Raw genomic sequence first — 12,482 nt, 5'->3', positions numbered from 1 at the left:
CTCAGGCCTCGAGGTCGTCGGCGACCGCGCGCAGCAGCGTCGCGTACTGGGTGGCGCGGGCCTTCTCGGGGTAGCGCCCGCGGCGCAGGTCGTTGCCGACCCGGTCGAGCAGCTTGATGAGGTCCTCGACGACGACCGCCATCTCGTCGGCCGGGCGGCGCTTGGCCTTCGCGACCGACGGAAGGGGCTCGAGCACCTTGACGGAGAGAGCCTGCGGGCCACGCCGCCCGTCGGCCACGCCGAACTCGACCTTCGCACCCGGCCTGAGCGCGGTGACGCCTGCGGGCAGCGCCGAGGCGTGCAGGAACACCTCGCCGCCGTCGTCGTCGGCGATGAAGCCGAAGCCGCGCTCGGTGTCGTACCACTTGACCTTGCCGGTGGGCACCGTGAACCCCTGTCGTTGCTCGAGGACTACCTGGTCACCAGGCTACCGGCCCGCACGCGGGCAAGCCGCCTCGATCCGGCCCCCGCCCCGCTCGTCAGGCACCCTCCGCCAGCCGGTGCAGCGCGAGCCCGGCGAGCACCGCCGGGCCCACGGCGAGCGCCTCCTCGGCGAACCGCGCCTGCGCCGAGTGGTTGTACGCCGCCGTCGCGGGGTCCTCGCCGACCGGCGCCGCGCCGAGCCCGAAGTACGCGCCCGGGACCTCGTTCAGCACGTAGGCGAAGTCCTCCGCCCCCGCGATCGGCTGCGGCGGCACGAGGAACGCCTGGTCACCGAACATCGCGCGCGTCACCTCGCCGATCCGGTCGACCTCGGGCGCGTGGTTCACGAGCACCGGGTAGCCGCGGTGGTAGTCCACGTCCACCGTCATGCCGTGCGCGGCGGCGATGCCGTCCGCGACGCGACGCAGCCGCTCGGGCGCGACGTCGTGGACCGCCTCCGAGAACGTGCGCACCGAGCCCTCGAGCTCGGCTGTCGCCGGGATGACGTTGTGCGTCGTCCCCGCCGTGAGGTGCCCGACGGTGACGATCACGGGGTCGAAGGCGTCGAACTCGCGCGTCACCATCGTCTGCAGCGCGAGCACGATCTCGGCCGCGACGGGGACCGGGTCGGCGGCGAGGTGCGGCATCGAGCCGTGACCGCCGCGCCCCTTCACGGTGATGCGGAAGTCGTCGGCCGCCGCGAGCATCGTGCCCGGTCGTGAGGCCACGAGGCCCGTCGGCAGCACCGCCGACATGACGTGCAGCCCGTACGCCGCGACGACCCGCTCCCCCGCCGCGTCGAGCACACCCTCCTCGATCATGTGCAGCGCACCCGCGGGGCCCTCCTCGCCGGGCTGGAACATCAGCACGACGGACCCGGCGAGCTCCTCCCGGCGGGCGGCGAGCAGCCGTGCGGCGCCGACGAGGCCGGCCGTGTGCAGGTCGTGGCCGCACGCGTGCATGACGCCGTCGTTGCGCGACGCGAACGGCTCGCCGGTGTCCTCGGTGACGGGCAGCGCGTCCATGTCGCCGCGCAGCAGCACCGCGGGGCCGGGGCGTGCGCCGCGCAGCACGGCCGTCACCGAGGTGAGCGACGTGCCGGTGGCGACCTCGAGGTCGAGCCCCTCGAGCGCGTCGAGCACGATGGCCTGCGTCCGCGGCAGGTCGAGGCCCAGCTCGGGCTCGGCGTGCAGCGCGCGCCGCAGCGCGACGAGGTCGGGCAAGAGCGCGGCGGCGTCGGCGCGCAGCGCGCCATAGACCTCGGTGCTGAGCGTCATCGACGTTCTCCGTTCCACGTTTCTCCGGTCCAACCACCCAGTGAGCTCGCGGCCAGACAGTGAGTCTGGTGCCGCACCCGTGAGTCGCAACCCACGCGAACCGGCGGAGCTCACGGCCTCGACCACGACTCACGGCCTCGAGCCGGGGCTCACCGCATCCTCACCCGCGACCGCCGGCGCCGGCGGCACGGCGTGCGTGCCGGCGAGCGTGTCGGGCGGGTACATCAGCCGGTACGAGACCAGCCACGAGCCCACCGCCGACACCGCCAGCCCGACGGCGGCGTACACCGGCACCAGCCGGAGGGCGTGCGCCTCCGAGATCAGCCACTCGGCGACGTAGGGGAACGTGCCGCCGAACATCGCGATCGCCAGCCCCGCGGGCACGCCGAGCGCCACCGCGCGGATCGGCACGGGGAACAGCCGCGCCCCCGCGACAGGCGTCACGCCGAGCTGCAGCCCGACGCACGCGGTGAACAGCGGCGCGGCGACGACGAACGGCAGCCACCCGTTCGCCAACCCGACGAGCAGGGGCACGACGAGCAGCGCGGCACCCGTGAACCCGATGCGGATCAGTGGCAGCGGGCCGAACCGGTCGGACAGGAAGCCGGACGCGATCATCGCGAGCAGCAGCACGACGAGCGCGACGGTCTGCTGGCTCGTCGCCTGCGCGTCGGTGTAGCGGCCGGTGTGGTGCGCGTACTCGGGCAGGTAGACGCTGCCGAGGTAGACGCCGATGGTCGAGCCGATCGTGAGCATGAAGGCGAGGCCCATCCGGCCGCGGTGCGCGCGGAGCAGCGGACGGATCGGCTCGGGGCCCGCGTCACGCGCGGCCTCGAACACGCGCGACTCGGGCACGCCCCGCCGGATCCACACGGCCAGCAGCCCGCAGAGCGAGGCGAACGCGAACGCGATGCGCCATCCCCCGCTCTCGACCGCGTCGGTGCCGAGCACGCCGAGCAGCACCGCGAGCACGATCGTCGCCGCGAGCGTGCCGAAAGCGTCGCCGGAGTACGCGAACGCGCCGTACCGGTACCGGCGCTCGGCGGGCGCGACCTCGACCACGTACGTCGCGGCCGTCGCGACCTCGCCGCCCATCGCGATGCCCTGCGTCAGCCGCGCGACCACCACGACGACGGCCGCCCACCAGCCCGCGACCGCGTACGTCGGCGCGAGCGCGAGCAGCGCGGAGCCCGCGGCGATCAGCGACACCGACGCGACGAGGCCGGCGCGCCGACCGCGCACGTCCGTGATGCGGCCCATGACGAACGACCCGACGGGCCGCGCGACGAAGCCCGCGGCGAACACGACGTACGCCCCGAGCACCTTGGCGACCTCGTCGTGCCCGGGGAAGACCTGCCCCGCGAAGTGCGGCGCGAGGAGCGCGTACATCGTCCAGTCGAGCGACTCGACGAAGATGCCTGCGGTGCTCGCGACGACGACACGCGCGCGGCTGACCGCCATCGGGGACCTCCTCGTCCGGTGCTCGCGGGCGGGCCGTCCGGCCCTGGAGCGGCACCGAGGGTAACCCCGGTCCCGGGCACAGGCGGGGCCGGCGCACGTATCGTGGTGCGGATGTCCCCGTTCACGGCGCACCTGCGCGCGCGCACCGACGACGAGCTCGTCGCGCTGCTGCGCGCCCGGCCGGACCTCGCGTCCCCGTCGCCGTCGACGCTCTCCTCGCTCGCGGTCCGCGCGACGAGCCGCACGAGCCTCGAGCGCGCGCTCGCGTCGGTCGACGCGGCGGTGCTGCAGGTCGTCGAGGCCGTGGTCGCGCTCGGGGCGGTGACGGCCGCCGACGTGCCGCACGCGGTGGGGGCCGACGGTCCCGATGCCGTCTCGTTCGTCGCGGCGCACCTGGCCGGCGCGACCACCCGGCTGCTCGTCTTCCCCGACGACGACGGCGTGCTGCGGGCGGCGCCCGGCGTCGCGGAGCTGTTCGGCGCCTACCCGGCCGGGCTCGCGCCCGACACGTTCGACGCCCGGGCGGCCGAGCGCGCGGGCCTCGAGCCCGACCCGGCCGCGCGCCTCGCCGACGCCCCGCCCGGCGCGCGCTCCGTGGTGGACGCGCTGCTGTGGGGGCCGCCCGTCGGGCTCGCACCCGCGAAGGGCACGCCCGCGGGCGCCGCGGTGGGCTGGCTCGTCGAGCACGGCGTGCTCGTGGCCGTCGACGCCCGCCACGTGGTGCTGCCGCGCTCGGCGGCGCTCGCGCTGCGCGGCGGACGCACGCACCGCGCGCCGTCGCTGCCTCCGACGGTCGCGCAGTCCGCGCCCGTGCGCGCCGCGGAGACGCTCGCCGCCGAGGCCGCGAGCGCGGGCGACCGCATCGTGCGGCTCGTCGCGCGGCTGGTGCGGACGTGGGAGCAGCAGCCGCCGGCGGTGCTGCGCGCGGGCGGCCTCGGGGTCCGCGAGCTCAAGCGGACGGCCGCCGCGCTCGAGGTCGACGAGGCGACGACGGCATTCGTCGTCGAGCTCGCCGGCGCGGCGGGCCTCGTGGCCGACGACGGCGAGGAGGCGCCCTCGTTCGTGCCGACGGTCGCGGCCGACGAGTGGCACGCGCGCGAGCTGCCGGGCCGCTGGGCCGTCCTGGCACGCGCGTGGCGGGACACGGCGCGCACGCCCTGGCTCGTCGGGTCTCGCGACGACCGCGGCGGCGTGATCGCCGCGCTCGACCCCGAGCTGCAGCGGCCGTGGGCGCCGCGCCTGCGTGCGGCGGTGCTCCGGGTGCTCGCGGACGCCCCGGAGGGCGCGGCGATCGGTGTCGACGCGGTGGTCGAGGCGCTCCGCTGGCGGACGCCGCGTGCGGTTCCGCCGCGGCAGGCCGTCGAGGCGATCCTCGACGAGGCCGTGCAGGTGGGCGTCGTCGGCGCGGGCGCGCTGACGGCACCGGGTCGCGCCCTCGTCACGCCCGGCAGCGACGCCGCGGTGGCGTTCGAGGCCGGGCTGCCCGCGGGGGTCGACGAGATCCTGCTGCAGGGCGACCTGACGGGGATCGTGCCCGGGCGGCCAGGCACGGCGCTCGAGGAGCTGATCGACCGCGCAGCCCGCGTCGAGTCGCGCGGCGGCGCGCTCACCGTGCGGTTCACGCCCGAGTCGGTGCGGCGGGCGTTCGACCAGGGCTCGACCGCCGACGGGCTGCTCGCGGAGCTCGCGACGTTCGCACGCGGGCGCGTCCCGCAGCCGCTCGAGTACCTGGTCCGCGACGCCGCGCGCCGGCACGGGCTCGTGCGGGTCGGCGGCGCGTCGAGCTACGTGCGTGCCGACGACCCGGCGCTGCTCGCAGGCCTCGCCGAGGACCCGCGGCTCGCCGGCCTGGGGCTCGTGCTGCTCGCGCCGACCGTGCTCGCGGCCCAGGCGGGCGTGCGCGAGCTGCTCGACGCGCTCCGGGCCCGCGGGCTCGCGCCCGTGGCCGAGGGGCCGGACGGCCAGGTGCTCCACGTGGCTCCGGAGGTGCGGCGGGTGAGTCGGCGGTCGACGCTCGCCGCGCGCCGCCGCGCCGAGTCCGACGCGCTGATCAACCAGGCGCGGGACGCGACGTCGCTCGAGCGACTGCGCGCGCTCGTGCCGCACCTGCGCCGCGCCGAGGAGGCGGCGGAGGCCGCGGTCGCGCCGCTGCCTCTCGCGACCGGTGTGCACTGGGAGGTGCGCCCCGAGGGGGACGGGCCGCAGGCCGCGCACCCGGCGACCGTCGGTGCGGAGCGTACGGTCGGGCCGACCCGGGACGGTGGCGCTGGCGGCGCGACGCGCGACGCTCCGCACGGACGGACGGCCGGTTCAGCGGGCGCGCTGTCCGCGCGGGCGGCCGGTGCCGGCATCGGCGGGTCGGCCGGTGCCGGCGCTGGTGCAGGTGCCGGCGCTGGTGCCGGCGCTGGTGCACGGTCGGCCGCCGGCGACCTCGCTCGCCCCGCCGTCGGTCACCCCGCACCCGCGCCGCCCGACGCGCGGGCCGCCGTCCCGAGTCTCTCGGCGACCCGCACGGCCCAGGGCGCCGACCTCGCCCGGCCGCCCTCCCCCGCGCCCCCGTCGCCGGCCGGAACAGACGACCCCGCCTCCGCGTTGGTGCTGCTGCGCGAGGCGGCCGCGCAGAAGGCGCTGGTCTGGGTCGAGCTCGTCGGTTCGACGGGCGCGCCTCAGCGCCGGCTGCTCCGCCCGGTCCGCGTCGACGGCGGTCGCCTCCGGGCGGTCGACCCGCAGCGCGAGGCCGAGCTGACCGTCGCCGTGCACCGCATCGCCTCGGTCGCGCCGGCCGACCCGACCTGACCACCCCACGATCGCGACCAGCCCACCTGGCCGCGTCCCACGTCCGATCCGACCGTCTCGCGGCCCGCCCGGCCGCAGCCGTCGGGGAGCAGGAGAGCCCGTGCCGAACGGCCCGCTGATCGTCCAGAGCGACAAGACGCTGCTGCTCGAGGTCGACCACGACCAGGCCGACGCCTGCCGCCGCGCGATCGCACCGTTCGCCGAGCTCGAGCGCGCGCCGGAGCACGTCCACACCTACCGCCTCACGCCGCTGGGCCTCTGGAACGCGCGCGCCGCGGGCCACGACGCCGAGCAGGTCGTCGACGTCCTCCTCGAGTACAGCCGCTACCCGGTGCCGCACGCGCTGCTGGTCGACGTCGCGGAGACGATGTCGCGCTACGGCCGCCTCCAGCTCGTCGCGGACCCGGTGCACGGCCTGGTGCTGCACGCGCTCGACGCGGCGGTGATGGCCGAGGTCACGCGCTCGAAGCGGACCGCGGGCCTGCTCGGTGCCCAGCTCGACACGACCGACGTCGTCGTCCACCCGTCCGAGCGCGGCCACCTCAAGCAGGTGCTCCTCAAGCTGGGCTGGCCGGCCGAGGACCTCGCGGGGTACGTCGACGGCGAGGCGCACCCGATCGACCTGGAGCAGAACGGCTGGCACCTGCGCCCCTACCAGGAGCAGGCGGTCGCCGGCTTCTGGCACGGCGGCTCGGGCGTCGTCGTGCTCCCCTGCGGTGCGGGCAAGACGTTGGTGGGCGCCGGGGCGATGGCGCGGTCGAAGACGACGACCCTGATCCTCGTCACGAACACCGTGTCGGCCCGCCAGTGGCGCGACGAGCTCGTCAAGCGCACGACGCTGACGGAGGACGAGATCGGCGAGTACTCGGGCGCCCGCAAGGAGATCAAGCCCGTCACGATCGCGACGTACCAGGTGCTGACGACCAAGCGGAAGGGCGTGTACACGCACCTCGAGCTGCTCGACGCGCGCGACTGGGGCCTCATCCTCTACGACGAGGTGCACCTGCTGCCGGCGCCGATCTTCCGCATGACCGCCGATCTGCAGGCCCGCCGACGCCTCGGCCTGACCGCGACGCTGGTCCGTGAGGACGGGCGCGAGGACGAGGTGTTCTCGCTCATCGGCCCCAAGCGGTTCGACGCGCCGTGGAAGGACATCGAGGCGCAGGGCTACATCGCGCCCGCCGAGTGCGTCGAGGTCCGTCTGACGCTGCCCGACTCGGAGCGCATGACGTACGCGACGGCCGAGCCGGAAGAGAAGTACCGGTACGCGGCGACTGCCGCCGGCAAGAACCGGGTGGTCGAGCGGCTCGTCGCGAAGCACGCGGGCGAGCAGGTGCTCGTCATCGGCCAGTACCTCGACCAGCTGCACGAGCTGCGTGACCACCTCGGCGCCGACCTGATCACCGGCGAGACGACGGTCCGCGAGCGCCAGCGACTGTTCGACGCGTTCCGGTCGGGCGAGATCTCGACGCTGATCGTGTCGAAGGTCGCGAACTTCTCCATCGACCTGCCCGAGGCGGCGGTCGCGATCCAGGTGTCCGGGTCGTTCGGCTCGCGCCAGGAGGAGGCGCAGCGGCTCGGCCGGATCATGCGCCCCAAGGGCGACGGGCGGACCGCGCACTTCTACACGGTCGTCGCGCGCGACACGGTGGACCAGGACTTCGCCGCCCACCGCCAGCGCTTCCTGGCGGAGCAGGGCTACGCCTACACGATCGTCGACGCGGAGGACCTGGACTCCGTGGCGTGACCGGCGGTGGTCGCGCGCAGCGCGACACCTGCCGACTCCGCGAGTTCGGTCGGGCCACCCGATCGACTCCGCGAGTTCGGTCGGGTCACCCGATCGACTCCGTGAGTTCGGTCGGGTCACCCGCCCGAGTCCGCGAGTTCGGTTGGGTCAGCCGATCGAGTCGGTGAGTTCGGTCGGGTCACCCGCCCGAGTCCGTGAGTTCGGTCAGCTTCCGCGAGTCCGGATCCACGGAAACTGACCGAACTCACGGATGCGGCGCGAAGTCGCGGACGCGAACGCGCGGACGCGAAGTCGCGGACCGCGAGGCGCGGAGGTCACCGGCGGTCGCCCGGCCGGCCCGGGTCGCGTCAGACCGCCACGCGCTCCTGGGCGACCGCCTGCACGCGTGCCGCGAACGCGTCCGCGAGCGTCGCGCCGACGGCGTCGATCTGCTCGGCGCGCGCCGCGTAGGCCGCGCGGACGTCGTCGGGCGACGCGTCGACGTCGTCCGCGGCCCAGCGCGCCACCGACTCGACCGACGACTCGGGGTGGAACTGCACGCCCCACGCCGCACCGACGCGGAACGCCTGGTACGGGTACGTCTGCGACGAGCCGAGCCACACGGCCTTGGCCGGCAGGTCGACGACGGCGTCGCGGTGCAGCGTCAGCGACGGGGTCGCGTGCCGGGCGTCCGCGAGCGCAGCGACCGGGCCGAGCACCGGGTCCTCGGCCACCTCGGGGCGCCACCGGACGTCGACCACGCCGCCCTCGAGCCCGGGGGGCGCGTCGACCTGCACGCGTCCGCCGCGAGCCACGGCCAGCAGCTGTGCGCCCAGGCAGATGCCGAGCGTCGGCACCGTCACCTCGGCGAGGAGCGCGCGCACCTCGGCGAGCCACGGGGCGGCGGCGTCGTCACGCACGGAGAACGGGCCGCCGAGCACCACGAGGCCGTCGCCGACCTCGTCGGGCGCGGGCACGGCCTCGCCGGCGAAGGCGGCGACGACGCGGACGTCGAGGCCTGCCGCGGTGAACCGCGGCGCGAACACGTCGAGCGCCGCATCGGGCGCGCTCTGCACGACGGTCAGCAGGGTCATGGCGTCGAAGGTACCTGGAGTCGGACGCGTGCCCGAAACCTCCGGATCCATGGCTTGACCTCGACGGGCTCCGTGTGGGATCGGCCGGAGACGCGCCCTCGTGGCGGGCTCCAAGCCCCCGGACGAGCCGGTGCGCTCGGCTTTCGCCCAGCGGATTCCCAGCGTCCGGGTCGACACTGGTCCCATGACCCAGCCGGAGGCGCGCCTGCTCGTCGTCGACGACGAGCCGAACATCCGTGAGCTCCTCGCCACGAGCCTGCGGTTCGCGGGGTTCGAGGTGCACGCCGCGGCGGACGGCGGCTCCGCGCTCCGCCTCGCACGCGACACCGAGCCGGACCTCGTCGTGCTCGACGTCATGCTCCCTGACATGGACGGCTTCACGGTGACGCGTCGCCTGCGGGAGAAGGGTCAGCACGTCCCCGTCCTGTTCCTCACGGCGCGCGACGACACCGCCGACAAGGTGCAGGGTCTGACGGTCGGCGGCGACGACTACGTCACGAAGCCGTTCAGCCTCGAGGAGGTCGTGGCGCGCATCCGCGCGGTGCTGCGCCGCACCCGGCCCGACCTCGACACCGAGACGAGCGTGCTGCGGTACGCGGACCTCGAGCTCGACGAGGACAGCCACGAGGTGCACCGCGCGGGCCGGCCCGTCGAGCTGTCGCCGACCGAGTTCAAGCTGCTGCGCTACCTCATGCTGAACCCGGGCCGCGTCCTGTCGAAGTCGCAGATCCTCGACCACGTCTGGCAGTACGACTGGGGCGGCGACGCGAACATCGTCGAGTCCTACATCTCGTACCTGCGCCGCAAGATCGACGCGCTCACCGACCAGGACGGGCAGAAGCTCCCGCCGCTCATCCACACCCGCCGCGGCGTCGGCTACCTGCTGCGCGAGGCCCCGTGACGAGCGCTCCCCCTCCCGCCGCCGGCGCCCCGGGGGCGCCCGTGGCCGTGCCGCCCGGCGTCGGTCCCGTGCCGCCCCCGCCCGGGACGCGGCGCCCCGGCACCGGACACCCCGAGGCGGACGTGCCGACCCCCACGCCGGCGACCGACCGCCCGGTCCACGTGGACGCCGCGGCTCCGCAGCGCCGCACGCCCTCGGGTGTCGCCGGCGTCCGCCGCGCCGGGGCCCGTCTGACGGACGGCTGGTCGCGCGTCCCGCTCGTCGCCCGGCTCGTCGGCATCATCAGCGTGCTGCTCGCGATCGGCCTGGTCATCACCAGTGTCGCGGCGTCGACGCTGCTGCACCGCAACCTGGTCGCGCAGCTCGACAGCAAGCTCTCGACGGAGGGCCTCGCGCTCGCCCAGCAGATCGCCGCCAGCTCGTCGGACCCGCTCCGCGGCTCCGCGAACCTCCAGACGCCGTCCGACTACTACGTCAGCCTCGACACCGAGCTGTGGGGGCAGGGCGCCGTCTACCGCAGGACGGTCGTCGAGCAGTACGGGACGCCGAACATCCCCGACCTGACGGTCCGGCAGGCCTCGAGGCTCAAGGGCAAGCCGTTCACCGTGACGTCGACCATGGCGGGCTCGCACTGGCGCGTCGCGATGTTCCCCGCGACGGCCGGGCCGCAGAACACGGTGGTCGGGTCCGTCGCCGTGGCGCTGCCCCTCGGCGGCGCTCAGGACACGTTCCAGAGCATGGTGCTCGTCCTGCTGCTGACGGGCGTCGCCATCCTCGTCATCGGCGCCGTCGCCGGCTGGTGGGCGGTACGTCGCTCGTTGCGGTCCCTGCACGAGATCGAGGACACCGCGGCGGCGATCGCCGCGGGCGACCTCTCTCGACGTGTGCCGAGCGCGCCGGCGACGACGGAGGTCGGCCGGCTGGGCGCCGCGCTGAACACGATGCTCGCCCAGATCGAGGACGCGTTCGACGTCCGCACCGCGTCCGAGGCCCGCATGCGCCGGTTCGTCGCCGACGCGTCGCACGAGCTGCGGACGCCGCTCGCGACGATCCGCGGCTACGGCGAGCTGTACCGGATGGGCGCGCTGACGTCGAAGGACCAGGTCGACGACACGATGCGGCGCATCGAGAGCTCCGCGACCCGGATGGGGGGTCTCGTCGAGGACCTGCTCGCGCTCGCGCGCCTCGACGAGGGTCGCCCGCTCCAGCTCGGACCGGTCGACCTCACCGTCCTCGCGGCCGACGCCGTCAGCGACCTCCACGCGCTCGACCCGTCCCGCACCGCGCGGCTCGTGCCGCTGACCGAGGGCGGATCCGGCGGGCCGTTCGTCGTGATCGGCGAGGAGGCGCGGCTGCGGCAGGTGCTCGCGAACCTCGTGGGCAACGTCGTCCAGCACACGCCCGAGGGCACGCGCGTCGAGATCGCCGTCGGCTCCGGCGAGGGGCCGGGCGGGGCGCCGCGAGGCGTCGTCGAGGTGCGCGACCACGGCCCGGGCATCGACCCGGAGCACGCGAAGCGCGTGTTCGAGCGGTTCTACCGGGTCGACGCGTCGCGTGGCCGGACGTCGGGCGGCGGTGCCGGCCTGGGCATGGCGATCGTCGCCGCGATCGTCAGCGCGCACCACGGCGAGGTCACGCTCGCGCAGACGCCGGACGGCGGGACGACGGTGCGCGTCGCCCTCCCCGCGTCGCCGGCCTCCTGACGCACCGCCCGTCCAGAGCCGCGCATCGCGTCCCGGTGCGCGCGCCTCCGCCGTCCGTGCGGAGGGGCGCGACACGCCCTCGAGGCTCCCGCTCCACCGTCGGCGAGCCGTGCCGGTCTCCGCACCGCGCGCGCCGTGAGCCGTTTCGCGACCTGTCGGAACACCGCACCCCGCGCGGGGCCAGGGCTTACGATGACCCGTCCGAGTCGTCGTCGTAAGGCTGGTCCATGGGCGTCCATGACGCACCGCAGTGGTTGCTCTCGTCGTTCCAGCGAAGCGTCGTCGGAGCCGGGGGAACCGCGTCGACCGAGCAGATCCGCGAGGCCGGGCAGTCGCTGATCGACCGCTGGACCGCGCCGGGACGCACGTTCCACAACCTCAAGCACCTGGTGGACGTGCTCGCGCGCGTCGACGAGCTCGTCGAGGAGACGCACGAGCCCGACCTCGTCCGGCTCGCCGCCTGGTACCACGGCGCGATCTTCGACTCGGCTGACCGCAAGGCGTACGCCAACCGCGGCGGCGAGGACGAGATCGCCAGCGCCCGTCTGGCCTACGAGGAGCTCACCGCGCTCGGCGTCAGCGAGGCGCGCGCCCGGCGGGTGCACGACCTCGTGGTCGCGCTCGTGCGGCACGCGCCCAACCCGAACGACGTCGACTGCGCGGTGCTGTGCGACGCCGACCTCGCGATGCTCGCGAGCGAGCCGCAGAAGTACAAGGCGTACCTGCTGGACGTGCGCGCCGAGTACGCGCACCTGCCCGCGCGCGACTTCGTCCGGGCCCGCCTGCGCATCCTCGACAAGCTGCTCGGCCGTCCCACGCTGTTCTCGAGCCCGCTCGGCGCGGCGTGGGAGGAGCCGGCGCGGCAGAACCTCCTGGCCGAGCGGCACCGGCTGGCGAAGGAGCTGGCGATCCTCGACGCCGAGGCGGGCCCCGACGCACCCGACCTGCCCAGCACCATGGGCGCGACGTCCGACGGAGCGCCGGACCGCGCCCTGGACGGGTCCGCGCCGGCCGCCGAACCGTCCACAGCCCCGTCGGTGGACGCTCCGTCCACGGAGCCCGGCGACCCCGCCGGCCGCACCCACCCCGCGGCCTAGCGTC

General features: G+C 75.3%; 9 protein-coding genes. 5 read left to right on the top strand and 4 right to left on the bottom strand.

Features of this window, described 5'->3' with window-relative positions; genetic code table 11:
• Position 1 precedes the first annotated feature (1 nt).
• From QRT04_RS10945 to QRT04_RS10935, 3 genes are all read right to left on the bottom strand, one after another.
• Entirely contained in the window at positions 2–385 is a 384-nt protein-coding gene (locus QRT04_RS10945) for a cold-shock protein (protein ID WP_289455267.1), read from the bottom strand.
• A 94-nt stretch (positions 386–479) separates the two neighbouring features.
• Entirely contained in the window at positions 480–1,700 is a 1,221-nt protein-coding gene (locus tag QRT04_RS10940; RefSeq protein ID WP_289455265.1) for a M20 metallopeptidase family protein, read from the bottom strand.
• A 129-nt stretch (positions 1,701–1,829) separates the two neighbouring features.
• Entirely contained in the window at positions 1,830–3,161 is a 1,332-nt protein-coding gene (locus QRT04_RS10935; RefSeq protein WP_289455264.1) for an MFS transporter, read from the bottom strand.
• Between the two features lie 111 nt (positions 3,162–3,272).
• On the opposite strand from QRT04_RS10935, the gene QRT04_RS10930 reads away from it, so the two are divergent.
• A complete protein-coding gene (locus QRT04_RS10930) occupies positions 3,273–5,957 on the top strand; it encodes a helicase-associated domain-containing protein (RefSeq protein ID WP_289455263.1) in 2,685 nt (894 codons plus the stop codon).
• Positions 5,958–6,057: 100 nt separating this feature from the next.
• Positions 6,058–7,704, top strand: a complete 1,647-nt coding sequence (locus QRT04_RS10925; RefSeq protein WP_289455262.1) for a DNA repair helicase XPB — start codon at positions 6,058–6,060, stop codon at positions 7,702–7,704.
• A 347-nt stretch (positions 7,705–8,051) separates the two neighbouring features.
• On the opposite strand, the gene QRT04_RS10920 is transcribed toward QRT04_RS10925, so the two are convergent.
• Positions 8,052–8,777: a type 1 glutamine amidotransferase gene (locus QRT04_RS10920; protein WP_289455261.1), complete on the bottom strand. Its 726-nt coding sequence runs from the start codon at positions 8,775–8,777 to the stop codon at positions 8,052–8,054.
• Positions 8,778–8,961: 184 nt separating this feature from the next.
• On the opposite strand from QRT04_RS10920, the gene QRT04_RS10915 reads away from it, so the two are divergent.
• The 3 genes from QRT04_RS10915 to QRT04_RS10905 all read left to right on the top strand — a co-directional run bounded on the left by QRT04_RS10915 (position 8,962) and on the right by QRT04_RS10905 (position 12,478).
• Complete coding sequence (locus QRT04_RS10915) at positions 8,962–9,678, top strand: response regulator transcription factor (protein ID WP_289455259.1); 717 nt, start codon at positions 8,962–8,964, stop codon at positions 9,676–9,678.
• 122 nt (positions 9,679–9,800) lie between these two features.
• Positions 9,801–11,381 carry a sensor histidine kinase gene (locus tag QRT04_RS10910; RefSeq protein ID WP_289455258.1) on the top strand — a complete coding sequence of 527 codons (1,581 nt, stop codon included), beginning with the start codon at positions 9,801–9,803 and terminating at the stop codon, positions 11,379–11,381.
• Positions 11,382–11,608: 227 nt separating this feature from the next.
• Positions 11,609–12,478: an HD domain-containing protein gene (locus QRT04_RS10905; protein ID WP_326522463.1), complete on the top strand. Its 870-nt coding sequence runs from the start codon at positions 11,609–11,611 to the stop codon at positions 12,476–12,478.
• Positions 12,479–12,482 lie beyond the last annotated feature (4 nt).

Source organism: Cellulomonas alba, assembly GCF_030362835.1.
Classification (GTDB): domain Bacteria; phylum Actinomycetota; class Actinomycetes; order Actinomycetales; family Cellulomonadaceae; genus Cellulomonas; species Cellulomonas alba.
This window is presented reverse-complemented; position numbering and strand designations above follow the sequence as displayed.

Bases quoted from the DNA above. Each gene is read 5' to 3' on its own strand.
- QRT04_RS10940 (WP_289455265.1), bottom strand. From the start codon at position 1,700: ATGACGCTCAGCACCGAGGTCTATGGCGCGCTGCGCGCCGACGCCGCC.
- QRT04_RS10935 (WP_289455264.1), bottom strand. From the start codon at position 3,161: ATGGCGGTCAGCCGCGCGCGTGTCGTCGTCGCGAGCACCGCAGGCATC.
- QRT04_RS10930 (WP_289455263.1), top strand. From the start codon at position 3,273: ATGTCCCCGTTCACGGCGCACCTGCGCGCGCGCACCGACGACGAGCTC.
- QRT04_RS10920 (WP_289455261.1), bottom strand. From the start codon at position 8,777: ATGACCCTGCTGACCGTCGTGCAGAGCGCGCCCGATGCGGCGCTCGAC.
- QRT04_RS10915 (WP_289455259.1), top strand. From the start codon at position 8,962: ATGACCCAGCCGGAGGCGCGCCTGCTCGTCGTCGACGACGAGCCGAAC.
- QRT04_RS10905 (WP_326522463.1), top strand. From the start codon at position 11,609: ATGGGCGTCCATGACGCACCGCAGTGGTTGCTCTCGTCGTTCCAGCGA.